Source organism: Streptomyces sp. NPDC029674, from assembly GCF_044903205.1.
Lineage (GTDB): Bacteria > Actinomycetota > Actinomycetes > Streptomycetales > Streptomycetaceae > Streptomyces.
The window spans coordinates 1-22,652 of record NZ_JBJDPY010000015.1; the positions used below are offsets into that span (position 1 = coordinate 1).

The window sequence follows — 22,652 nt, forward strand, 5'->3', positions numbered from 1 at the left end:
CACCATCCCGGCCCCCCCCACTACACCCTTTCCCACACACTCACCCACCCCGGCCGCGGGGGCCCATGTCCCCTACCGTTATTCGGCGGCCAACACCCCCCCCCCCCCCCCCCGCGTGCCGTCAGCAGCGTGGTGCCCCCGAGCGGGGTCGACCAAGAGGAGAGAGGAGAAGTAAGCGATCGTGAGCAAGCACGCGACCTTGCGGAGCGGTGCCGGTGGTGCGGCGGCGTCGGACTTCGGGACCCGGCGATGGGCGCTCCTCGCCATGTCCGTGGGTGTGTTCTGCATTCAGCTCGACTCGTTCGGCCTGAACCTCGCCCTGCCGCGGATCGGTCGCGACCTGCACGCGGACGGGGCCGGCCTGCAGTGGGTGATCAGTGCGTACCTGCTGTCCACCGGGACGCTGATGCTGGGGGCCGGGCGGCTCGGTGACCTGTTCGGGCGACGGCGGCTGCTGGTCGCGGGGCTCGTCGTGTTCGCCGCGTCCACGCTGTGCTGCGCGCTCGCCCCGTCCTTGGCCGTCCTTGTCGGCGCCAGGGTGGTTCAGGGCGCCGGGGCCGCGATGATCATGCCGGTGGGGCTGGCGCTGCTGACCAACGTCTACCCGGTCGAGCTGCGCGGCCGTGCCACCGGCTGGGCCCTCGGCATCGGCGGGATCGCCACCGCCTGCGGTCCGTTCATCGGCGGCGCCCTGACCGCATCGGTGTCCTGGCGCGCCGTGTTCTGGCTCAACGTCCCGCTCGCCGTACTCGGCGCGGTCTGCGCCTCACGTACCGCCGAGAGCCATGACACCGGGGCGCCCCGCAGCGTCGACTGGGGCGGCCTGGCCGCTGCCACGGCCGCGCTCGCCGCGCTCAGCGTCGTCATCGACAGCGGTCCGCGCCGGCCGTGGCCCGCCGCGCCGGTGGGCTTGGCCGTCGCGGCCGCCATGCTGTTCGTGTACGTACGGCGTGAGCGGGCTGCGAGCCATCCGCTGGTGGAGCTCGGCCTGTTCCGCAACGCGCCGTACATGGCGCTCACCGCGGCCGGTGCCGTCGCCAACACCACGACGGTGATGTTCCTGTTCGTCGTGCCGCTCACGCTCCAGGGGCAGTGGGGCCTTCCGGTCGCCCTCGCGGGCACCGCGTTCCTCGCTCCCGCGCTGGCCATGGCCTGTGCCGGGCCGCTCGCCGGGCGGGTGCCGCAGCGGGGCGCGGTGCCGCTGATGGCGGGTTGCCTGTGCGGAGGGGCGGTGGCACTGGCGTGCCTCGCCCTGACCTCCTCCTTCATGTTGTACGTCGCCGTGGCCACCGTGGGTGGCGCCGTCCTCGGAGTGGCCAATTCGCTGACCCTCATCGCCACCCAGGCGGTGGTCCGGCCGGAGCGGGCCGGGGAGGCGTCGGGAGTCACCAAGACGGTCATCACCGTGGCCGCCGGCCTCGGCGTCGGGCCGGCCGGGGCCGTCACCGACCAGAACCCTGGTATGGGTGCGGAAGCGGCCGCCGACACGGCACTGCTGGCCACCGCGGCGGGCTGTCTGGCCGCGTGTGTCGTCCTCGCCGTGTGGATGAGAATGCGTCCCCGCGCCTTCGCCGGTCGCACGTGGAATTGTGAGCAGCGCTGATCAGAGCGACGCGCGGCCGCGCGGGATGCGTGCTGTGTGGTGTGCGGATCATGGGGCACATGTGATCTGTGGAAAGGATGGGCACAGCACAGTGACGCTTGGCGACGGCGTGTTCGTGTGGCTGGGAGCGGGAGCGCTGCTCGCCGCGGTACTGCCACGGGTGGTGGCCGGGCGGCCGCTGTCGTTGCCCGTGGTGTATCTGGTGGCGGGCATCGCCGTCTATCTGCTGCCGCTGCCCCTGCCCGCCGTCGACCCCGTGGAGCACCGGCTGCTGACGGAGCACGTCACCGAAGTCTGCGTCATCATCGCCCTGATGGGTGCCGGGCTGGCCCTGAACCGGCCGGTGGGACCGCGGCTGTGGGCCTCGACCTGGCGGCTGCTCGGCATCACGATGCTCCTGACCGTCGGCGTCACCGCGGTGGTGGCGTGGTGGCTGCTGGACTGGCCGCCCGCCGCCGCGCTGCTGCTCGCGGCGGTCCTCGCGCCGACGGATCCCGTGCTCGCCTCGGAGGTGCGGGTGGGGGAGCCCACCATGGACAAGCATGATGAGGACGAGGTGCGCTTCGCCCTGACCAGTGAGGCGGGGCTCAACGACGGGCTCGCCTTCCCTCTCACCTACGCGGCCATCGCACTGGCCGCCGCCGCGGGCGCCGGCTGGTCGGCCGACTGGGTCGGCGCGTGGGCAGTGGAGGACGTCGTGTTCAAGTGCGTCGTCGGCGTGCTGAGCGGACTGCTGATCGGGCGACTGCTCGGCTGGCTGTTCTTCCGGACCCGTGCGACGGTGCTGCGGCTGTCGGAGTACAAGGAGGGGTTCGTGGCGCTGGCCGCCACGTTCCTGTCGTACGGGGTGACCGAACTCGCGGGCGGATACGGCTTCCTGGCAGTGTTCACCACCGCGTGCACCGTCCGGGCGGCCGAGCGCGCCCACGGCTTCCACAACGTGCTGCACGACTTCGTCGAGCAGGTCGAGCGGCTGCTGACCGCGGTGCTGCTGTTCCTCCTCGGCGCCTTCGTCGCGCTGGGCGGTCTGGCCCCGCTGACCTGGCAGGGCGCCGTCACCGGGCTGCTGCTCCTGCTGGTGGTCAGGCCGCTCGCCGGCTGGGCCGGGCTGCTGGGCGGCCGGGTGCGGGGGCGGGAGCGGTGGGTGGTCGCGGCGTACGGCATCCGGGGCATCGGGTCGCTGTACTACCTCGCCTACGCGCTGGGCAGACAGAGTTTTCCCGTACCGGAGCGGGAGTTGTGGGCGGTGGTGACCTTCACCGTGCTGGCGTCGGTCGTGCTGCACGGCGTCACGGCCGGGCCGGTCGTCTCCCGGCTGGACCGGCGCCGAACCACCGACCCCGCTAAGGAGAGGGGAACGGAACATGTGGTGGACCGCAGCGGGCGCGGCTCGTAAGCAGGCCGTGGCCGACTGGCTGTCGGCCACGGTGATTCTGTGGCTTCCCGGCTACGCGGTCGGGGCGGGCCGGAGGCGGACCGGCAGGGACTGGTGGCCGTTGCTGATCAGGGAGCCGAGCGGCTTCAACTCCGCGGCGGGTACGGCCAGTTCGAGATCCGGGAAGCGGTCGAAGAGCAGGCGCAGGGCCGTGATGACCTCGAGGCGGGCGAGCGGGGCGCCGAGGCAGAAGTGGACGCCGTGGCCGAAGGCGAGGTGCTCCTTGACCGTGCGGGTGATGTCGAAGTCGTCCGCGCTCTCACCGTGCCAGTCGGGGTGCCGGTTGGCGGCCGCGTAGGAGGCGAGGATCGCCTCGCCACGGGCGATGGTCTGACCGTCGGACAGGGCGATGTCGGTCACCGCGTACCGCAGGGGCAGATGCCTGACGGCCGGTTCGAGGCGCAGGGTCTCCTCGACGGCCTCGCTCCAGTCGACCTCGCCCGACCGCAGCAGCGCGAGCTGTTCGGGGTGGGCGAGCAGCTGGGTGATCGCCTGGTCGATGACGTTGACGGTGGTCTCGTACCCGGCGCTGATCATCAGCAGCAGCGTGTCGCGGAGTTCGTCCTCCGACATGCCGCCCTCCTCGTCCTCGTCGCGCGAGGTGATCAGGAGGGAGGTCATGTCGTCGCCGGGCTCGCCGCGTTTCGCGGCGATGAGCTGGTGGAGGGCTTCGTAGAGCGCCTTGGTGTTGGCCTCGGACTGCTCGGCGGTCAGCGTGGTGTCGAAGACGCCGTCGACGACCCGGCGGAAGGCGTCCTGCTGCTCCTCCGGTACGCCCATGAGCCGGCTGATGACGGCGATGGGCAGCGGGTAGGCGAGGTGTTCGCGCAGGTCGACGGTCTCGCCGGGCGGGAGCGCGGACAGCCGGTCGAGGATGCCGGTGACGACCGTGTCTATGTTCTCCTTCAGCGCGGTGATGCGGCGGTGGCTGAAGGCGGGGGCGACCATGCGCCGCAGACGCCGGTGGTCGGCCCCGTAGGCGGTGAACATGTTCTCCACGGCGACCCACAGGGCCAGCGGCCACCGTTGGACGGTGTCGTTGAACTCCGGCCAGTGGGCGCGGGCATCCTTGGAGACGTTCGGACTGGTCAGCAGCTCCTTGAGGAGCGCGGGGTCGGTGACGGACCAGGCGGTCACGCCCAGGATGTCCACGCGGACGGCCTGGCCGTGCGCCCGCAACCGGCGGTGCTCGTCGTGTGCGCGGGCACCGGTGGGGTCGAGGATGATCGGCTGCGTGGGCACGGCCATGGTGGTGGTCCCTTCAGACGGATGAGGCGGTGGGGAACAGGACGGGCAGGGCGGTCAGCGCCCGGTGGAAGGGTCCGGGGCGCCAGACCAGGTCGTCCGGCGCGGCGGCGAGGTCCATCTCGGGCAGTGCGTCGAGCAGGTGCGTGATGGCGGTCTCGGCGATGAGGTAGGCGTGCGGGCGCGCGGGGCAGGCGTGCGGTCCTGTGCTCCAGGACAGGTGGGCGCGGTTGCTGGCGATGCGCTGGTCGCCGAGGGCCGGGTCGTTGTTGCAGGCGGCCATCGAGATGACGACCGGCTGGTGCGCGGGCAGCAGGAAGCCGTCCACGTCGACGGGGTGCGGCGGATAGCTGATGCAGTAGTTCGCCAGCGGCGGGTCGGTGTAGAGCACCGTGTCGAGCGCTTCCCGCACGGAGGAGCCGCCCGCGTGCAGGTCTCCGGAGAACTGGTCGTCGACGAGGATCCTGAGGACGGTGTTGGCGATGAGGTTCGTCAGGGGTTCGATGCCGGCGCCGTAGAGCGTGACGAGCTGGTGGGCCATCTCGACGTCGTCGAGCGCGGCGGCGTGTGCGAGGAGCCGGGAGGTGATGTCGTCCCCGGGCTGCCGTTGGCGCAGGGCCACCAGATCGGCGACGGCCTGGGAGAGGATCTCGTTGCCGCTGGCGGCATCCACCCCCTCGAAGATCTTGGCCATGCCGTCGGCGATGCGCCGGCCCATCTCGTCGGGGCAGCCGAGCAGGGCGCTGAGCACCCGGAAGGCGATCGGCCAGGCGTACTGGGTCAGCAGATCGGCGCCCTCCGAGTCGCGGAACTCGGCGATGGTCGCGTCGGCGACCTGCTCGACCAGCGTGCGCAGTCCGTGCTGGTCGACCCCGTCGATCGCGGCGGTGTTCGCCGACCGGTAGCGGGTGTGCTCGGGGCCGGCCGAGCGCAGCGCGTTGGGGCGGTACTCCATCATCGGCCGGACCGGGCACGTCTCGGGCACGGACTGCTCCCACGTCCGCGGGTCGGCCGGGAACCGCAGGGGGTCGTTGAGGATGCGCCGGGCCTGGGCGTAGCCGATGACGAGGGTCGCGGGGACGCCGGGGATGAGGTCCACCGGGACGAACGGCCCGAACTCCGCCCGCATCTTCGCGTACGCGGCATGCGGGTCGGCCGCGAACTCGGCGTCGTGCAGGGCGATGCGGCGCTCGGACACCGCTTCGGTCGTGGTCGGGCTGGTCACGGGCGGGGCTCCAAAACAGGTGCGTGCAGGTCGGTCAGGTACTCGCAGAGGGTGATCAGGGCCATGACGCTGGAGGTCCCCTCGCGCGCGTCACACGTCGTCAGGGGAGTGCGCTCGTCCAGGTCGAGGGCCTGCCTGACCTCGTCCAGGTCGTACCGGGGCGCCCCGTCGAACAGGTTGATCGCCACGGCGTACGGCGTGCCCTGCTCCTCGTGCAGCGCGAGGATCTCGAAGGAGGCCTCCAGGTTGCGGGTGTCGACCAGGACGAGCGCTCCCAGAGCGCCCTCGGTCAGCCCGGCCCACATGGGGCGGAACCGCCCCTGACCGGGCGTGCCGAAGAGGTACAGCACCAGGGAGTCGCTCAGATGCAGACGGCCGAAGTCCATGCCGACGGTCGTGGTCGTCTTCCGCGGCGTCCGCGCCAGATCGTCCACCCCGGCGCTGGCCTGGGTGATCCGCTCCTCCATGCGCAGCGGCGGGATCTGGGAGACGCTGCCCACGAACGTCGTCTTGCCGACGGCGAAACTCCCCGAGATCACGATCTTCGCGGACCGGGTCACACCGGGTGGCACGTAGATGAGGCCGTCAGACGAGGGCGCGGAGACCACGCAGTACCTCCTGGAGCAGATCGGTTTGGGGTTGGTCGTCACCGGCGGCGACCGGGCGCGTCAGCAGGCCTTCGTCGATGAGCGAGGAGACGAGGATGCGTACCGTGGAAGGCGGGAACTCCAGGGCGGCCGCGATGTCCGCGACCGCCAGGCCCCCGCCCCCGGCGTGGGTGAACAGGCCCATCACCCGCCGGGCGTCCGCGCTCAGGCCCTCGCCGGTGCCGCTCGCGGCGATCACCACGGTCTCCAGGCGCACGTCCGGATCGGCGCGGACCCGCCCGTCCGTACGGACGTACGGCCTGACCAGGTCCGGGTCCCGCCGCGGTCCACTCACGTCGTCGGCAGGCCGAGCGCAGGCGGCTGCGGCTGCCGCGGCGCGACCTTCATCTCGTGGCCCACCCGCTGGGCCAGCTCCAGCATGTGATGGGTGATCAGGCCGATGTCCGCGTCGGGGCCGCTGGTCTGCACCGACAGCATGGTGTTGCCGCCGGCCTGCGTGATCAGGCCCACGTGGTTGGTCAGCTCGATCAGCGCCTGCCGGGTGCCCCCGCCACCGGTCTCCTCGTCGTAGGCGAGCGCGGCGGCGCGGACGGCCGCGGTGATCGCGGCGAACTTCTCCGCCTCGTCCTGCCCGATCCCGGACGTCCGGGAGTGCAGCAGACCGTCGGAGCTCATGAGCACCGCGTGCCGGACGCCTTCGACGGACCCCAGTGCTCGGTCCAGCAGCCAGCCAAGTTCGTTGCCGGTGGTCACGGTCAGGCTCCTTCATGCGTGGTGGTCGGGTCTTCGGTGCGGGCGCTGCGGGTCCCCTTCGCCCAGGCGGCGGCGATGGAGGGCCGCCCGGGCGCCGCGGGCCGGTCCTCGGACGACGGCGTCCGCGGGCCCGCGGCGGCGGACGTCCGCGACCGCCCCGCGGACGACCGGGAGCGGACGGTCAGCCCGCTGGCGGTGGTGCGCTTGGCGGGGGCCGGCTCGGCGACCGCCGCGGGAGCGGGCGGGGGAGCGGCGGACGCGGTCAGGAGGCTCTTGGGGATGAACATGTACACGCGCGTGCCGCCGAACGGATTCGGCGCCTCCAGGTCGATCCGGAAGCCGTAGTCGGCGGCGAGGGCGGCGGCCGCCCGCAGACCGGTCTGCGGATGCGCGCCGAGCTGGTTGATGTCGTCGCGCTGCGTACCCGTCAGGATCCGCCTGGCCCAGGCCAGCTGCTCGTCGTTCATGCGCAGGCCGGCGTCGTCCACGATGACCGAGACACCGTGGTGCCCCTCCTGGAAGGCCACATGGACGCGCGCGGAGGAGGGGGAGTAGCGGACCGCGTTGTCCAGGAGCACCGCCAGCGCGTGCACCACGGGCCCGACCGCCCGGCTGGTCAGCGTGACGTCGAGCTCCTGGTGCTCGACGCGCTCGTACTCCTCGATGCTGCCCATCGCCGCCCGAACCACGTCGGTCAGCGGGGTGGCAGGCCAGCGACGCGACAACTTGCCTCCGGACAGGACCACGTAGTTCTGGGCGACGAGCAGCATCTGCTGGGTCGGGTGGTCGATGCCGACCAGCGTCTCGTACGCCTCGTCCCCCTCGTGCCGCCGCACGCCCTGGCTGACGCGCTGGCTCAGCTTGGAGGCCATGCCCACCATCGCGGAGGAGACGGCACGCACCGCCGCCCGGCTGGACTCCTCGGCGCTCTGCCGCGCGCGGGCGACCTCGTCCCGCGCGCTCTCCCGCACCTCGTCGATCTGGGCGCTCGTGCTGGTCTGCGCGTCGTACTGGACCTTGCGCACCGTGTGGGCCGCGGAGTCGGCCAGCTCCGCGAGGCGCTGCGCGAGCACCGTGTTCACCAGCGCGTCGGGCAGTTCGATGTCGACCCCGTGGCCGGTGCCCAGACGCTCCGCCTCGGCCCCCAGCCTGGGAATGACACCGCCGGCGAACTGCCTCAGCACGTCCTCGGTGGCGCGCTGCCGCCTGGCGGACTCCTCGGCCTCGCCACGGAGGCGGCCGCTCGTGGCGCGCTCGCCTCGGTACTGGTCCCAGAACCGCCAGGCCGCGCCGCCGGCGGCCAGGGCGAGAACCGAGGGCACCACGGTGGTGGCCTGTATCAGGTCTGTCATCACGTCCTCTAGAGGGGTCAGAGGTGTCAGAGTGTCAAAGGTTGTGAGGCGGCCGTGCGCCGCCGACCGGACGGGGTGACTGTGGGGGTGCGGGCGCCGGTGCGCACGATCGGCCGCGACGCACGGGATCCGCCCGGGAGGTACGCGGACACGTGGGCCGGCACGCCGGGGGCGGGTGCCAACTACGGCAGCAGCCCGACGGTTTGGCCGTCGGCCCTGGAGTCCGGCCGGAGAAAGGGTGTCCCCGGGAGGCCGAGCCGGTGGGCGCATCGAGGCCGTCCGCAGAGCCCGACCTGTCTCACTGCGCTCATCAGCACTTCCTGGCTTTCCTCGGTCGTGGCAGGCTTCCCACGACATACGTTTTAAGCCAATTGGCAGTTGAAAAAAGCCAGTTGGCCGTCGCTCGTCAACGATATCTTGTCGTGTTCACCGCCCGTGGTCCAGATCAGCAAAGGCCATGCCGAGTGACCTGGTCACCGGCGTGCCGCACCGCGGAGTCGGTACGTCCGCTTCGTCTCCTCACCGTCAGAGCCGCGTATGAAACGCGGCCCCCGGCATGAAGGACCCGTAAGGGGCGGACAATCACCGGCCCGAGCGGACGGAACCTGATCGCACTGACCCATGAAGTGCCCGAGAGGGCGCGTGAAGGAGTGCGCGTACATGTCCGTCCTGACTGTCGAGCCCGGCACCGCCCCCGCCGCGGAGCAACCGCCGGATACCGGCGAGAAGCACCGGCTGACCGCCCTCACCGGACTCGCCGCGCTCTCCCTCGACGCGATGGCGTCCGTCGCGTACGGGCCGGAGGCGATCGTCCTCGTGCTCGCCGCGGCGGGCGGCCACGGCCTCGGGTTCACACTCCCCGTCACCCTCGCCATCGCCGCTCTGCTCGCCGTCCTGGTCGCCTCGTACCGTCAGGTGATCGCCGCGTTCCCGGACGGCGGCGGCTCCTACGCCGTGGCCAAGCTGCACCTGGGGCGCCGCACGAGCCTGGTCGCCGCGGCCTCCCTCGTCCTGGACTACGTGCTGAACGTCGCGGTCGCCGTCACCGCCGGGGTCGCCGCGCTGACCTCCGCCTTCCCGGAGCTGTACGGCGACCGGCTGCTCCTCTGCCTGGGAGTGCTCGCCCTGATCACGGCCGTGAACCTGCGCGGCATCGCCGAGTCCGCCAAGGTCTTCATCGCACCCACCGCGGTCTTCGTCGTGGCGATCTTCACACTGATAGCCGTCGGCCTGTTCCGGGACGGACCCGTCTCTACGGCGACCGCCGAGGGCCATGCCTCCGTCCTCGCGGACAACGCCACCACGGTGGGGGCCCTGCTCCTGCTCAAGGCCTTCGCCTCCGGCTGCTCGGCGCTGACCGGCGTCGAAGCCATCGCGAACGCCGTGCCCTCGTTCCGCGAGCCGCGGGCCAGACGCGCACAGCACGCGGAGATCGCCCTCGGCGGTCTGCTCGGCGCGATGCTGATCGGCCTCGCGGTGCTCATCTCCCGCTTCGGCCTGCGGCCGGTCGAAGGCGTCACCGTCCTCGCCCAGCTCGCCGACGCCTCACTCGGGCACAACTGGGCCTTCTACGTCATCCAATTCGCGACCGCGGTACTGCTCGCGCTGTCCGCGAACACCTCCTTCGGGGGCCTGCCCGTGCTGCTCAAGCTGCTCGCCCGCGACCATTTCCTGCCGCACGTCTTCGCGCTGAAGGCCGACCGCCAGGTGCACCGACACGGAGTGCTGGCGCTCGCGGCCGTCTCGGCCGCGCTGCTGCTGTTCTCCGGCGGCGACACCAATACGCTCGTACCGCTCTTCGCGATCGGCGTCTTCGTCGGCTTCACCGTCGCACAGACCGGCATGGTGCTGCACTGGCGGCGCGAACGCGGCCCCAAGTGGCTGGGAAAGGCGCTGCTGAACGGCCTCGGCGCCCTGCTCACCGGCGTCAGCGCGATCGTCGTGACCGCCACCAAGTTCCACGACGGGGCCTGGCTGATCGTGGTCGCGCTGCCGCTGCTCGTGCTCTGCTTCGAGGCCGTCCACCGCGCGTACGCGCGAATCGGCGAGCGGCTCGGCATCGGCCGCGTGCCCGAACCCCCGCACCGCGACCACTCGTTGGTGATCGTCCCGGTCGGCGGGCTCTCCAAGCTGACCTGTGAGGCGCTGAACGCGGCGGTGTCGCTCGGCGACGAGGTGCGGGCGGTGACGGTCACGTACGACGAGCCCGAGGACCGCGAGGCCGCGGCCGCACTGCGGTGCGACTGGGAGCTGTGGAACCCGGGTGTCGACCTCATCGAGCTCAGGTCGCGGCGCCGCACGGTGGGACGCCCCGTGGCGGCGTACGTCAGGCGGATCTACGAATACCACCCGGGCACCAGGGTCACGGTCCTCATCCCCGAGACGGAGCCGGCCCGCCTCTGGCAGCGGATCCTGCAGAACCAGCGGGGCGCGGTCGTCGCGCACGCCGTACGCCGCGACACCGAGGCGGCGATCTGCCGGCTCCGGTTCCGGCTGACCTAGAGCATCCATAGATCGACGGCAACGATTACCTGATCGAGTGATACCTGGAAATCTGTCCTCGCTGGAGTAGACATTGGGTGGTCACCCGTCTATGGTTTCTCCCGTAGCCGAGATCGAGAAGGGCCCGGCAGACACGAACTGCCGGGCAGTGAACCAGGTGGCCCGCGGAGATCAGGGGCCGCCAGCAGCAGTTGAGCAAAGAGAGGGAAGAACGGAGGAATAGAGCGCCGTCAGGATCGCCCGGGCGGAAAGTGAACCCGGGTACCGCAGGACATCGATAGGCAGGTGGTCTCCGGTCACGCATCCGCGATCCCCGCACCCCCGTCAGTACGACGGACGACCGTGCGGATACGGAAAGCCGACGCAACACTGAGGTCGGCAGATGGTGTTGCAGTTCCTTCGGGGCCCCGGTGCGCTCGGCACCGGGGCCCCTCAACGTGCCGGTACCTACCGGCCGGTCAGCCCCGTGAGAAAGGGGACGACCGCATCGATGAAGTGCTCGTTCCGGTCACCGACCACCATGTGCCCCGCACCGGCCACCTCGACGTGCCGCGCGCGGGGAACGCCCGCACAGAACTCCTCGGCGATGTCCTGACGCACCACGTCGCTGCTCCCGCCCCGGACGAGCAGGATCGGCACGTCGGCGCCGCGCGCGGCGTCGAGGAGGCGCTCCGCCATGCCGGGCGGGTCCATCCGGTCCGCGAAGCTGTCCAGCATCCGCGGGTCCCAGTGCCAGACCCAGCGATCGCCCTCGCGGCGCAGACTGTTCCGTATCCTCTCGACGTCCTCCGGACGTGGCGGCCGGGCGGAGACCGCCGCGGCCGCCTCCTCGACGTCGGCGAATCCGTTCGGACGGCGGCGCATGAACTCGACGATCCGGTCGGTCCCTTGCGGGTCCGGCCGGTGGGCGACGTCGACGAGGACCAAGGCGCGGACGGCCGCCCCGGGCGCCTCTCCGGCGGCCAGCAGCGAACCCAGGCCGCCGAGCGAGGCGCCGACGAGCACCGGGCCGCCGCCGATCTCGGTGACGAGCGCCCGGACGTCGTCGGCGAACAGGCCGAGGTCGTAGTCACCGTCGGCCGACCACCCACTGGTGCCGTGCCCCCGCAGGTCCGGGGCGATGACCCGCCACCCCAGCGCGGCGAGCCGGGGACCGGTCCGGCGCCAGGCGTGCCGCGTCTGGCCGCCGGCGTGCAGGAGGACGAGCGGCGGCGCGGGCGCCTCGCCCCAGACGTCCGCCGTCAGCCGGACGCCGTCGCGGCCCACGAAGTGCCGGGTGCCCGGTGCGGCGCCGGGCGTCATGCCGTGCCCGGGATCCGTGCCGGCGCCGGCGGCACCGACCCTGGTCGGCCCCGCAAGCCCTCTCCGGCCTTCCGCATGTGCGCGCCCCCCTCTGTCACCGCTGCGTTCGGCGTACGCACTCCGTGACCACGTCCCGCAGGCTACCCGTCCGGTGCAGCATGTCCCGCTGGATGCGGGCTCCGTTGCCGTTCTTCAGAAGGTCCGCCACGGTCTCGCGCACCAGCTCGAGGTCGCCGGTCTCCTCCAGGGAGTCCTGTACGTGGTCGACGAGCGCCCGCAGGACCTCGGCGCTCGGCGTGGGCAGCATGGTCGCGGGGTGCAGCAGCGTGTCGTCCAGGCCGGACCGGGCGGCCCGCCACGCGGCGAGGCGGAGCAGGCCGATGCCGTGCGCCAGCGGCGGCCGGTCCGCCCGCCACTCACGCGCGGCCGTCTCGACCAGCCCCCGCGCCAGAGCCGCGATGAGGACGGTCGACGAGGACTCCAGGCAGACGTCAGCGACCCGTATCTCGACCGTGGGATAGCGGTGGGAGAGCCGGGCGTCGAAGTAGATCATGCCCCGGTCGCGCAGCACCCCGGTGTCGACCATGTGTCTGACCTGCTCCTCGTACCGGGCGGCGGAGCCGAAGAGCTCCGTGGGGCCCGCCATCGGCCAGCGGCCCCACACCCTGCTGCGGTAGCTGCTGTACAGGCTGTCGTTGCCCTGCCAGAAGGGCGAGTTGGCGCTCAGCGCCACCAGGACCGGGAGCCAGGGGCGGATGCGGTCTATGACGGCCACGCCCTCCTCGTCGGACTCGACCGACACATGGACGTGGCATCCGCACGTCAGCTGCTCCTGCGTGGTCAGGCCGAACTGCTCCTCCATCCACTGATAGCGGCTGCCCGTGTTGATCGACGGGCTCACGGGCAGGGGAGAGGTGGCGAGGGCGGCGACCGCGCCGCCCACGTCACCCGCGTGCCGTGCCGCCTCCGCCCGCCACCGCCCGATCTCGTCCGCGAGACTCTCCATGCTCGTCCGCGGCTGCGTCGCGAACTCGAGCTGCTGACTCTGCAGTTCCCTCTCGAACGTCTCGTCCTCGGGTTCGCGGTAGTCGTGGTCCTGCTTCTCGGCGTCGGGGTGCTCGCCGGTGTCCCTGGCCGCTCGCGCCAGGACCGCCGAGGAAAGGGCCCGGGGTTCCCCGCTCTCGCGGTCGACCAGGAGGAGTTCCTCCTCCACTCCTACAGTGCGCAAAGGGGACGCCTCTCTTTCCGTGGCCGCCATTGCTGTGATGTCGTTCCCCGGTACCCCCGCTTGCTGTCCGCATCCGTACGGTGGACTAACGATCCGTCGGATGTTTCAGCGGGAGCAGTTCGGCAAAACGATCATTTATGGTGCAAATCGGCTACACAATGATGACTGAGCAAGCCGGACCGCGCGCGCTCGTCGACGATCTGGTCGCCGCGGAACGGGCCGGCTTCGACTTCTCCGTCACCTCCGACCACTACTTTCCGTGGCTCGACTCGCAGGGGCACTCCCCGTACGCGTGGAGCGTGCTCGGCGCGGCGGCGCAGGCGACCTCGCGCATCCCGCTGATGACGTACGTGACCTGCCCGACGGTCCGCTACCACCCCGCCGTGGTGGCCCAGAAGGCCGCGACGATGCAGCTCCTCTCGGAGGGCCGCTTCCGGCTGGGGCTCGGCTCCGGCGAGAACCTCAACGAGCACGTCGTCGGTGCCGGCTGGCCCGCCCCGCAGGTCCGCATCGACATGCTCGAAGAAGCGGTCGGTATCATCCGCGCGCTCTTCACCGGCGACAACGTCAACCACCAGGGCGACCACTTCGACGTGTCGAACGCCCGGCTGTGGGACCTGCCCGACGACCTGCCGCCCATCGGCATCGCCGTCTCCGGCGGCCGGTCCTGCGCACTCGCCGGGCGGCTCGCCGACCTCGTCATCGCGACCGAACCCAAGGCGGAACTGCTCTCGTCCTTCGACGAGCACGGGGGCCGGGGCAAGCCCCGGGTCGGTCAGCTGCCCGTCTGCTACGACACCGACAAGGACGCGGCGGTCGCCCGCGCCCACGACCAGTTCCGCTGGTCCGTCGGCGGCTGGCCGGTCAACTCCGAACTGCCCGGCCCCTCCGGCTTCGCCGGCGCCACGCAGTTCGTCACCCCCGAGGACATCGCGCGGCAGATCCCGTGCGGGGACGACGTCGACGACTTCGTCGAAGCCGTACGCCCCTTCGTCGACGCGGGCTTCACGGAGGTCGCCCTCGTACAGGTGGGCGGCGACCAGCAGCGCCCGTTCATCGAGTGGGCCGAGAAGAAGCTCCTGCCCGCGCTGCGGGAGCTGTGACATGCCGGAGACCCGGGAATCCCGTACACCGCACGACCCGTCCCCGGACCTCGTACAAGTGGTCCTCGGCGAGTGCTCACCGGCCGACGCGGACACCGTCTTCAACGTCCTGCGCGCCCACTTCCCGTCCGACCGCGGGACGGACGCGCCACGTCAGACCGGGGAGTCGTGTCCCGCCGTATGGACCGGCGGGTTCCGCGCCGCCCACAGCCCGGACTCCGTGCGGGGCGTCCTGCTCGCCGGCTCGGTCACCGCGGACCTGCAAGGCGGCCCCGTCGCGGTGGACCGGCTGCGCCGCACGCTCGCATCCGCCTTCGTCGTGTCGACCACCGGGACCGTCTCCGGTGACCAGGAGATCGAGGTGCAGCTGCGGCTGACAGGACCCGAGCACGGGGCGCCGCCCGGGGACGGCTGACCGGGGCGGCGTCCGTTCGGGTGTACGTCCCGCGTGTCGGACGTGCGGGTTCCGTGTGCCGGGACGGTGTGACGGCATCGTCGGAGGGCCTGCACCCTGGCGGACCGCCGTCGCGGTGCGGCGACCACGAGCCGACGGGACCGCGAAGGAGAGCAGAACTGGTGCGCGGAACGAGGCGGGGCGTGGCCGCGGTACTGCTGTGCTGCACACTCAGCGGCTGCGGCGGCGGCATCGAGGCACGTGAGGACGGCGCCGCCCGGGCGGTGACCCGGTTCGAGACGAGTCTGCGCGCCTCCGACGCGGCGCGCGGTTGCGCGGCGCTCGCGCCCGGCACCCGCGACGAACTCGAGCAGTCCGCCGAACTGCCCTGCGCGCGGGCGCTGCCCGACGCGGGCCTGCCCACGGCGGCCGGCGTGCGGCACGTCGACGTGTACGGGCGCCAGGCGCGCGTCGTGACCGACGGCGACACGCTCTTCCTGTCGTCCTTCCCGGACGGCTGGAAGGTCACGGCCGCCGGCTGCACCGAGCGCCCCGAGAAGCCGTATCAGTGTCTGATCAAGGGTGGTTGACCGGTGCGGACGATGTTCACGGTGTATCTGCTGATGGTGGCCGCGGGGCTGACCTACTGCACGGTGCTGGGGCTGATGCAGCGATGAGGCCGAAGCGGGAAGAGAGGGCTGAGGGGGCGCAGGGTGTTCGTGGGTTTCTGCACGACAACAGCCTTACCATCGCCTTCGGCGTCGGCTTCGTCCTCACCCTGGCCGGACAGGCGGTCGCCGGGCACGCCGACTTCAACAACCAGCTCGCCGCGGAGGACCTGGCCCCGATGAGCTTCGGCGGCTATCTCCTGAGCTCCGACTTCGGCGTGGACGTGATGGAGAACTGGCAGTCCGAGTACCTGCAGTTCTTCCTCTACATCTTCGGCACGGTATGGCTCCTCCAGCGCGGCTCGCCCGAGTCCAAGGAGCTCCACAAGGCGGGCACCGAGTCCGACGAGGATCAGAGGATCGGCGAGCACGCGAAGGCCGACTCGCCGCGCTGGGCCTCCGTCGGCGGCGCGCGGCAGGCCTGGTACTCCCGGTCCCTCGGCGTCCTGATGTGCGCCCTGTTCCTGCTCTCCTGGTTCGCGCAGTCCGTCGCCGGCACCGCCGCGTACAACGAAGAGCACCTGCGCGAACTGCAGGCGCCGGTCAGCTGGTTCGAGTACCTCGGCGCCGCCGACTTCTGGAGCCGGACCCTGCAGAACTGGCAGTCCGAGCTCCTCGCCGTGGGGTCGATGGCCGTCTTCGCCGTCTATCTGCGCCAGCGCGGATCCCCGGAGTCGAAGCCGGTCGGCTCACCGCACGGCGCGACCGGCGTCGAGGGCGGCTGACGCCCGGAGGGAGCGCACGTGTCACCCCTGCCCCCCTCCCGGGCCAAGGGCCGCGGGACCGGAACACCCGCGGCCGAGCGCCAGGTCACCGCCACGGTCGCCATCGCCGTCCTCGGGGTGTTCGCGGTCTACCTCCCCATCAACGGGGTGGCCGGAGCGCTGAACGAGATCGCCGCCTCCACGGGTGCCGACACCGCTCAGCTGCAGTGGGTCTCCGACGCCTACGTCCTGCCGATGGCGGCCGCCGTCCTCTCCGCCGGTGTGTTCGGTGACCTCTACGGCCGCCGCCGGATCTTCTCCCTGGGCCTGGCCCTGACCTGCGCGGGAGGCCTTGTCGCGGCGCTGGCCGCACTGCCGGGAAACGGTGCGACGATGCCGATCCTGTGGGCCGGGCAGGCCGTCTCGGGCCTGGGCGCCGGGCTCCTGCTGCCCACCACCCTGGCCCTGATCGCCCACGCCGTCCCCGACGAGAACGACCGTGGGCGCTACATCGGGCTGTGGGCCGCCGGGGTGGCAGCGGGACTCGCACTCGGCCCCCTGCTCTCCGGCGGCATCCTCGAAGCCGGCGCCTGGGGGTGGATCTTCGTCCCCGCCTCGGTCCTCTCCTTCGTCGCGCTCGTGTACGGGCACCTGCGCCTGCCCGAGTCGATGAGCCCGGAGGGCCGCCGCCTGGACTGGCCCGGTCAGATCACCGCCGCCCTGGCCATGCTCGGCCTCATCTTCGGCGCCATCGAAGGCGGTTCCCGGGGCTGGACCTCCGCCCATGCGCTGACCAGCCTCGCCGTCGGCGTCCTCGCCCTGGCCGCCTTCCTCGTCGCCGAGCGCCGCGCCACCGCTCCGCTGATGGACCTGCGGCTGTTCGCCTCGCCCGGCTTCGCCACCGCCGCCTTCGCCTCCGTGATCGCCCTCTTCGCGACCGTCGGCTTCACCTTCCTGATCAGCCTCTACCTGGGCGACGTCCACCACTACTCGGCCCTGGAGATCGGCATCCGGCTCTTCCTCTTCGCCGGGGTCAGCGCGGTCGCCAATGCGCCGGTCGGGCGTCTGATGAGCCGCGTACCACCCCTGACGCTGCTCACCGCCGGCCTCGCCCTGGCCACCGCCGCCGTCTTTCTCTGCACCCAGGTCGGCCCCGGCACCGACCTCCCCGGGCTCGCCTGGCGGCTGGCCCTCTTCGGGCTCTCGGTCTCCCTGATGCTCACCTCCGTCGCCGTCGTCTCCGTCAACGCCGCCCCCTGGAACCTCGCCGGCATGGCCTCCGCCACCAGCACCGCACTGCGTCAGTTCGGCGGCGCCCTCAGCCCCGCCGTCGTGGGCTCCGTGTACGCCATCGGCCTCACCGGCGACGGCGACCCCACCTCGGCCTTCCACACCGCCCTGGTCAGCATCGGGGTCCTGCTGGCCGTCGGGTTCCTCGGCTGCCTCGCCGTCCTGGTGACAGGCCCGCGCCGCACGCCCTGAGCCGGGTTGCCCGATGCCCGGCGGCTCCGATAATGGAATGGTCCATTCGTGGCCGATTCGCTCATGTCTGTCCAAGTATGTGAGCGAGGTGTGAAGCCGTGCGGCGCCGAACGCGGAGCCCCGGGAGGATGCGTGCGTGCTCACGAAGACTCTGCCGGTGAACTGCTCGTCATCAAACAACCCGAACACCCCGAAGACCCCGCGGTCCTGCACCGCTACGACCCGCCCGCGGACTCCCGCCCCCGCCCCGTCCCCGGTAGCCAGGGGATGTGGCAGACGGCGCCCGCAGGCATGCCGGAGCAGGACAAGGCGGTCAGACGCGCGTTCCAGCGTGTGCGGACGCTCGGCGCGTACTTCGGCGCCGACGAGTTCGGCACGGGCACCGACGCGCTGATCGTGCAGAGCCGCAGGGACCGGGCCCACAAGGCGGTCTTCGCCGGAGCCGAGTTCCGCGGCAGCCGCCACCGCCTGCACATCAAGGGGGCGCGGAAACTCACCGGTACCGCCGACGACGCCGACCGTGCGGAACTGGTCAGCGGTGTCTGCCTGTTCAGCCACCGCAATCTGCGGTTCATCGACGAGCACGGCGACTGCGCGGAGCTGCTGCGCGCCGACGCCGCTCCGTCGGCCGCCCCGCTGCGGTCCATCGTCACGGAGGGCGAACTGTCGCTCTACGAGTACGAGACCGTCGTGCGACAGGCACGCATGATCGGTGACGTCGCCGCCATGCTGCCGTCCTCCTTGGCCCTGACGGTCACCGTCGATGTGCCCCGGGTCCAGTACTACCTCTATCTCCTCGACGCCTTCCAGCGCGGCCTGGTCGCCGCGGAGCTGGCCCAGCACTACTTCCGGCTGGTCGACGGCCGCTACACCCGGGTGCACGACCTGTTCCGCCGGCACATCCGCCGCGCGCTGGACGCCGCGGGCCGCCCGGACGCCGCCGTGCGCACCGCGCCCGGCCTCGATCCCCTGGCCGAGTGCCTGTGGGAGGCGGTGACCACCGGGGACATACCGTGCGACGACGACCTGCTCGCGCAGATGATCGCCGGTGGTGACCCGATGTGGAAGGAACTGCGCGAGCTCGACGTCCCGCACGGCCGCCAATGCCTCGGTTACACCAGCTATCTCGTGGAGCTCTTGCGGGCGGCCGGCCTCTCCGATGACGGCAAGGGCACCCTGAGCATCAACGTGGACAGCTTCGGGGAAGCGCTGCTGTTCGACCAGGCACGGCAGTTGCGGGAGCGCCTCGGCGCCCCGGACGACGACCTGCCGTCCCTGGGCATCTACGCCGCGGAGACAGTGCAGACGCTGCGCCCGGACGGCCATGCGGCCTCCCTGTACCTGACCGACCCCGGCCGGTACGCCGTGGACGAGGACGGCGCTTCCGTGGACCTCTTCCACCTGGTTGACGCTCTGTACGCCCACCCGCCGGGCGTCATTTGAGGTACGTGACGAGCAGGGACCACAGGGCCTCGGGCACGGGGGCCTGCTGCCAGGTGCGCCGGACCGCCGCGCCGCGCGGGTCGCTCCCGTCGGCGGCCAGGCCGCGCAGGCTCTCGTGCAGCAGGTCGGCCAGCACGCCCTGCATGGCGGTCGGTGTTCCGTGCGGGGGAAGAAAGAGGTCCACCAGGTCGGGCAGCCAGCGCTCGAGGGTCTCCGGCAGGGCGCTCGGTGTGATCGTGCGGGTGGGGTCGAAGGGGTGCTCGGTAACGGTGTCACCGGTGAGGTGACCGGCGATCATCTCGGCGAGGCGGGGGGCCAGCAGCATGCCGTTGCGGTAGGTGCCCGAAGCGATGAGGACCCGCGGGTCCGCGGTGGGACCGACCAGCGGAAGATGGTCGAGCGTATAGGGGCGGTACCCGACGCGGGTGTCGACGACCTCCCCTTCGTACAGCTTGGTGCTGAGCTCGTCGCCCGACTCCCGCAGCAGGTCGGCGAGTTCCATGACCAGCGGGTAGGGGACGGCCCCCGAGGGGGCGAGCCGGTTGGTGGCCCCCACGTAGACCATGCCGTCGGCGCGGGGCACCAGGTGCATCCCGCAGGCGAAGTCCCGCATGGGGGTACGGATCGCCGTCGGCAGCGGCATGGGCACGTGGCGCAGCAGCGCGCTGACTCCCTTGCCGGCCAGCATCGGCGGCAGCGACAGCGCCAGGTCCGGGCTGCCCGCCAGCAGGTCGGTCAGGCCGACGCCCACGGCCAGGACGACGCGCGGCGCGGTGATCCGGGACGCCTCGGCGCAGGTGATGGACAGGTCACCGGCTGCCGAGGGTGCCAGGGCGGTGGCCTCCGCCTCGGTCCACGCCACGTCGGCGTGGGCGAGCAGCACGTCGGTCAGGGCGCTCATCAGCTCGCCCGAGTCGATGGTCGCCTCACCGGGCAGCCACAGCGCCCCATGAGCGGTGCAGGACCGGGCCGGAGACAGGCCGGGCACCTCGCGGGGGTCGTGGCGCTCCGCCCGGTGGCCGTGGGTGACGGCCGCGTCTTCGATGGCGTCCAGCTCCGTCGCGTCCCCGCGGCCGCCGGTGGTGGCCACCACCCACAGTCCCGGTGTGAGGGGGAGAGGCCGGCCGCTCGCCTCCCGGAGCGGCGGCAGCCAGGAGTCGTACAGGTCCCGGGCGGCGACACGTTCACCCACTTCCAGGGCGACGCGCTGCGGGCTGTCGGAGGCCGCCACCTCACTGAACGGGGCGAGCATCGCGCCGGCCGCGCGGGACGCCTGCCCCCGGTGCTCGCCCGAGCGCGGGCCGATCAGACGCACACGGAGCCCGCGGCGGACCGCCTCCCAGGCCGTGGCAAGGCCGATGACGCCGGTGCCCACGACCGCGACGTCCGCGCCCTCCGGCCTAGCCACCGCACACCGCCGAGGCCCTGGCGCACAGCTTGGGCACGTCACCGCGCAGCATCAGCTCTCCTCTCGGGTGGCTCGGGTGGCACGCCATCAACCATCCGCACGGGGCAGGGCGCACGCACGCCCGGTTGCGCCGTCCGAGGGCTGTCACGGGCCGTACTGGCGGGGTGCCGACCGCCGCGCCGCTCCCTCGGGTTGGGTGACGTCCGCGGAAGCCGGCCGGACACCACCGACAAGTAGGGAGCCCCTGTGGAAGACGTACCGGCGGATGCCTGGAGACAGCGGATCGACCGTACGTCCGGGCCGGGGCGCGAACCCGGCCCGATCAACCTCCAGCGGTACGCGTTCACACCCCCCTACGCCGGTATCGCCACGCTGTTCGGGCTGCCGCTCTGCCTCAACCAGGACGACCTGCGCGCGGGCGAGGTCGACGTGGCGGTGCTGGGAGCGCCGGTGGACATGTCCACCGGGCACCGGGGCGCCGCCTTCGGTCCGCGCGCCATCCGGGCGGACGAGCGGTGCCTTCCGCACACCCCGCAGCTGCTCATCAACCCCAGCACGCGGGTGAAGCCCTTCGAGGAGCTGACGGTCGTCGACTACGGCGACGCGGCGGTGGACTGGTTCAGCATCGACGCCTCCATGGAACCGATCCGCGCGCTGGTCCGTGAGATCGCCGAGACGGGCGCGATCCCGATCGTGCTCGGCGGCGACCACTCGATCCTGTGGCCCGACGCCGCCGCCATGGCCGACGTCTACGGGGCGGGCAAGGTCGGTGTCATCCACTTCGACGCGCACCCGGACTGCGCTCCCCACCTGTCGGGCCACCTCGCCTCGCACGGCACCCCGATCCGCCGGCTGATCGACGACGAACACATCCCCGGCCGCAACTTCGTCCAGATCGGCCTGCGCAGCGCGATCGCACCGGACGACGAACTGCTCGACTGGATGCGCGACAACGGACTGCGCGCGCACTTCATGGCCGAGATCGACCGACGCGGCTTCGACGCGGTCCTGGAGCAGGCCATCGAGGAGGCGCTGGACGGTCCCGAGCACCTCTTCGTGTCCTTGGACATCGACGTGCTCGACCCGGCCTTCGCGCCCGGTACCGGCACCCCCGAGCCGCCGGGTCTGACCAACCGCGAACTGCTGCCGGCCATCCGCCGCATCTGCCACGAGGTGCCGGTCGTCGGCATGGACATCGTCGAGGTGGCACCTCACCTGGACCCCGGCTGCACCACCACGATGAACGCCCGCCGCGCCATCTTCGAGGCGCTGTCCGGAATCGCCATGCGACGCAAGGGCCTGCCGGGCCCCGACTACTTGGACCCGCGGGTCTCCGGACCGCCGCCCGAGGGACGGTCCGGTTGAGCGAACTGCGTCACCACCACTGCCACCTGCTCGCACAGTCCGTCCAGGAAGTCGGCCGTGTGGTCGTGGTTCTGCGGCCCGGTGAGGACGTCGTCGATCCGGGTGCGCACGGCGACCAGCCGCGGTTCGCTCGCCTCCTCCTGTTCGAGCAGTTCCAGCACCCGGGAGGCAGCACCCAGGCAGCGCATCGGCCCGTAGTCCTTCGGCTCGTCCAGCAGTCCGCGAGCGCTGCTCAGCAGGTTCGCGGCGAGCAGCACGAGCTCCTCACGGACCGACGGCTGGAGTGTGCTGTCCGCAGACTTCATAGCTGATCACTTCGCTCCGGGGTCGGCGCTCGGACATCTGACGTTCCCCTGCCGGGTAGCCCAACGGCACCATGAACACGGGCTCGATCTCGTCGGGCAGCGCCAGCAGCACCCGCAGGACTCCCGACCGGAAACTGGTGACGGGGCAGGCGCCGATCCCGTACGCGTGGGCCGTCAGGAGCAGGGTGTTGACGGCCATGGTCACGCACAGCTCCGGCGCGCCGTCGTGCGACGCCTGGTCGAGGCGGCTGCCGTCCACGCACGCGACCACCACGACCTGAGGCTTTCCCACCAGCCCGGGAGAGAACGCCCTCAGGCGCCGCAGGGCGGACGGGTCGCGCACCACGACGAACGACCACGCCTGCGCGTTGCTCCCGGTAGGGGCCGACAGCATCGCGTCCAGCAGCTCCTCCAGGACGTCGTCCTCGATGGGATCAGTGGTGTACTTGCGCACGGCGCTGCGCGTACGCACCACCTGCACGAAGGACTCGGGTGACAGCACGTCACCACGTCGGCCATCAGTCACA

At 71.8% G+C, this 22,652-nt stretch carries 21 protein-coding genes; 10 read left to right on the top strand and 11 right to left on the bottom strand.

Annotated elements, in window-relative coordinates:
* Window positions 1-181: 181 nt before the first annotated feature.
* Together ACI2L3_RS30475 and ACI2L3_RS30480 are read left to right on the top strand one after the other, a co-directional pair.
* Entirely contained in the window at window positions 182-1,603 is a 1,422-nt protein-coding gene (locus tag ACI2L3_RS30475) for an MFS transporter (RefSeq protein ID WP_404755603.1), read from the top strand.
* Between the two features lie 91 nt (window positions 1,604-1,694).
* On the top strand, window positions 1,695-2,999 hold the full coding sequence (locus ACI2L3_RS30480) for a cation:proton antiporter (protein WP_404755604.1): 1,305 nt from the start codon (window positions 1,695-1,697) through the stop codon (window positions 2,997-2,999).
* 51 nt (window positions 3,000-3,050) lie between these two features.
* Here the strand turns inward: ACI2L3_RS30480 and ACI2L3_RS30485 are convergent, their stop codons facing one another.
* Genes ACI2L3_RS30485 through ACI2L3_RS30510 form a run of 6 tightly spaced genes read right to left on the bottom strand, consistent with a single transcriptional unit; the run spans window position 3,051 to window position 8,221 of the window.
* Window positions 3,051-4,286, bottom strand: coding sequence for a cytochrome P450 (locus ACI2L3_RS30485; protein ID WP_404755605.1), 1,236 nt, complete (start codon window positions 4,284-4,286; stop codon window positions 3,051-3,053).
* Window positions 4,287-4,299: 13 nt separating this feature from the next.
* Window positions 4,300-5,508: a cytochrome P450 gene (locus ACI2L3_RS30490; RefSeq protein WP_404755606.1), complete on the bottom strand. Its 1,209-nt coding sequence runs from the start codon at window positions 5,506-5,508 to the stop codon at window positions 4,300-4,302.
* Window positions 5,505-6,116 carry a GTP-binding protein gene (locus ACI2L3_RS30495; RefSeq protein ID WP_404755607.1) on the bottom strand — a complete coding sequence of 204 codons (612 nt, stop codon included), beginning with the start codon at window positions 6,114-6,116 and terminating at the stop codon, window positions 5,505-5,507. The genes ACI2L3_RS30490 and ACI2L3_RS30495 overlap by 4 nt, the downstream gene beginning before the upstream one ends.
* Entirely contained in the window at window positions 6,094-6,450 is a 357-nt protein-coding gene (locus ACI2L3_RS30500) for a DUF742 domain-containing protein (protein WP_404755608.1), read from the bottom strand. Before ACI2L3_RS30500 ends, ACI2L3_RS30495 begins: the two co-directional genes overlap by 23 nt.
* Entirely contained in the window at window positions 6,447-6,869 is a 423-nt protein-coding gene (locus ACI2L3_RS30505) for a roadblock/LC7 domain-containing protein (RefSeq protein ID WP_404755609.1), read from the bottom strand. The genes ACI2L3_RS30500 and ACI2L3_RS30505 overlap by 4 nt, the downstream gene beginning before the upstream one ends.
* 2 nt (window positions 6,870-6,871) lie before the next feature.
* On the bottom strand, window positions 6,872-8,221 hold the full coding sequence (locus tag ACI2L3_RS30510) for an ATP-binding protein (RefSeq protein ID WP_404755610.1): 1,350 nt from the start codon (window positions 8,219-8,221) through the stop codon (window positions 6,872-6,874).
* A gap of 660 nt (window positions 8,222-8,881) precedes the next feature.
* Here ACI2L3_RS30510 and ACI2L3_RS30515 point away from each other — a divergent pair.
* On the top strand, window positions 8,882-10,723 hold the full coding sequence (locus tag ACI2L3_RS30515) for an APC family permease (protein ID WP_404755611.1): 1,842 nt from the start codon (window positions 8,882-8,884) through the stop codon (window positions 10,721-10,723).
* 447 nt (window positions 10,724-11,170) lie between these two features.
* On the opposite strand, the gene ACI2L3_RS30520 is transcribed toward ACI2L3_RS30515, so the two are convergent.
* Together ACI2L3_RS30520 and ACI2L3_RS30525 are read right to left on the bottom strand one after the other, a co-directional pair.
* Window positions 11,171-12,025 carry an alpha/beta fold hydrolase gene (locus ACI2L3_RS30520; RefSeq protein ID WP_404755612.1) on the bottom strand — a complete coding sequence of 285 codons (855 nt, stop codon included), beginning with the start codon at window positions 12,023-12,025 and terminating at the stop codon, window positions 11,171-11,173.
* A 94-nt stretch (window positions 12,026-12,119) separates the two neighbouring features.
* Complete coding sequence (locus tag ACI2L3_RS30525; RefSeq protein WP_404755613.1) at window positions 12,120-13,253, bottom strand: glutamate--cysteine ligase; 1,134 nt, start codon at window positions 13,251-13,253, stop codon at window positions 12,120-12,122.
* A 137-nt stretch (window positions 13,254-13,390) separates the two neighbouring features.
* Here ACI2L3_RS30525 and ACI2L3_RS30530 point away from each other — a divergent pair, with 137 nt between their 5' ends.
* The 6 genes from ACI2L3_RS30530 to ACI2L3_RS30555 all read left to right on the top strand — a co-directional run bounded on the left by ACI2L3_RS30530 (window position 13,391) and on the right by ACI2L3_RS30555 (window position 19,047).
* A complete protein-coding gene (locus ACI2L3_RS30530; RefSeq protein WP_404755614.1) occupies window positions 13,391-14,356 on the top strand; it encodes an LLM class F420-dependent oxidoreductase in 966 nt (321 codons plus the stop codon).
* Between the two features lies 1 nt (window position 14,357).
* Complete coding sequence (locus ACI2L3_RS30535; RefSeq protein ID WP_404755615.1) at window positions 14,358-14,771, top strand: hypothetical protein; 414 nt, start codon at window positions 14,358-14,360, stop codon at window positions 14,769-14,771.
* Between the two features lie 161 nt (window positions 14,772-14,932).
* Window positions 14,933-15,340, top strand: a complete 408-nt coding sequence (locus ACI2L3_RS30540) for a hypothetical protein (RefSeq protein WP_404755616.1) — start codon at window positions 14,933-14,935, stop codon at window positions 15,338-15,340.
* 83 nt (window positions 15,341-15,423) lie between these two features.
* Complete coding sequence (locus tag ACI2L3_RS30545; protein ID WP_404755617.1) at window positions 15,424-16,143, top strand: DUF6766 family protein; 720 nt, start codon at window positions 15,424-15,426, stop codon at window positions 16,141-16,143.
* A gap of 18 nt (window positions 16,144-16,161) precedes the next feature.
* Complete coding sequence (locus ACI2L3_RS30550) at window positions 16,162-17,604, top strand: MFS transporter (RefSeq protein WP_404755618.1); 1,443 nt, start codon at window positions 16,162-16,164, stop codon at window positions 17,602-17,604.
* A gap of 132 nt (window positions 17,605-17,736) precedes the next feature.
* Window positions 17,737-19,047, top strand: a complete 1,311-nt coding sequence (locus tag ACI2L3_RS30555) for a hypothetical protein (RefSeq protein WP_404755619.1) — start codon at window positions 17,737-17,739, stop codon at window positions 19,045-19,047.
* Here the strand turns inward: ACI2L3_RS30555 and ACI2L3_RS30560 are convergent.
* Window positions 19,040-20,455: an NAD(P)/FAD-dependent oxidoreductase gene (locus ACI2L3_RS30560; protein ID WP_404755620.1), complete on the bottom strand. Its 1,416-nt coding sequence runs from the start codon at window positions 20,453-20,455 to the stop codon at window positions 19,040-19,042. The two genes, ACI2L3_RS30555 and ACI2L3_RS30560, sit on opposite strands and share 8 nt — an antisense overlap.
* A gap of 246 nt (window positions 20,456-20,701) precedes the next feature.
* On the opposite strand from ACI2L3_RS30560, the gene ACI2L3_RS30565 reads away from it, so the two are divergent.
* Window positions 20,702-21,820 carry an agmatinase family protein gene (locus ACI2L3_RS30565; protein ID WP_404755621.1) on the top strand — a complete coding sequence of 373 codons (1,119 nt, stop codon included), beginning with the start codon at window positions 20,702-20,704 and terminating at the stop codon, window positions 21,818-21,820.
* Here the strand turns inward: ACI2L3_RS30565 and ACI2L3_RS30570 are convergent.
* Both ACI2L3_RS30570 and ACI2L3_RS30575 read right to left on the bottom strand, forming a co-directional pair.
* The gene (locus ACI2L3_RS30570) at window positions 21,769-22,125 is read right to left on the bottom strand and encodes a DUF6092 family protein (protein ID WP_404755622.1); all 357 of its coding nucleotides are present in this window, start codon (window positions 22,123-22,125) and stop codon (window positions 21,769-21,771) included. The genes ACI2L3_RS30565 and ACI2L3_RS30570 overlap by 52 nt on opposite strands.
* The gene (locus tag ACI2L3_RS30575; RefSeq protein WP_404755623.1) at window positions 22,085-22,651 is read right to left on the bottom strand and encodes a nitroreductase family protein; all 567 of its coding nucleotides are present in this window, start codon (window positions 22,649-22,651) and stop codon (window positions 22,085-22,087) included. Before ACI2L3_RS30575 ends, ACI2L3_RS30570 begins: the two co-directional genes overlap by 41 nt.
* Window position 22,652: the final 1 nt, after the last annotated feature.

What these genes read in the sequence shown, in the direction of transcription:
- ACI2L3_RS30515 (WP_404755611.1), top strand. Translation starts at nt 8,882, where the DNA reads ATGTCCGTCCTGACTGTCGAGCCCGGCACCGCCCCCGCCGCGGAGCAA.
- ACI2L3_RS30570 (WP_404755622.1), bottom strand. Translation starts at nt 22,125, where the DNA reads ATGAAGTCTGCGGACAGCACACTCCAGCCGTCGGTCCGTGAGGAGCTC.
- ACI2L3_RS30510 (WP_404755610.1), bottom strand. Translation starts at nt 8,221, where the DNA reads ATGACAGACCTGATACAGGCCACCACCGTGGTGCCCTCGGTTCTCGCC.
- ACI2L3_RS30535 (WP_404755615.1), top strand. Translation starts at nt 14,358, where the DNA reads ATGCCGGAGACCCGGGAATCCCGTACACCGCACGACCCGTCCCCGGAC.
- ACI2L3_RS30520 (WP_404755612.1), bottom strand. Translation starts at nt 12,025, where the DNA reads ATGACGCCCGGCGCCGCACCGGGCACCCGGCACTTCGTGGGCCGCGAC.
- ACI2L3_RS30530 (WP_404755614.1), top strand. Translation starts at nt 13,391, where the DNA reads ATGGTGCAAATCGGCTACACAATGATGACTGAGCAAGCCGGACCGCGC.
- ACI2L3_RS30545 (WP_404755617.1), top strand. Translation starts at nt 15,424, where the DNA reads ATGAGGCCGAAGCGGGAAGAGAGGGCTGAGGGGGCGCAGGGTGTTCGT.
- ACI2L3_RS30485 (WP_404755605.1), bottom strand. Translation starts at nt 4,286, where the DNA reads ATGGCCGTGCCCACGCAGCCGATCATCCTCGACCCCACCGGTGCCCGC.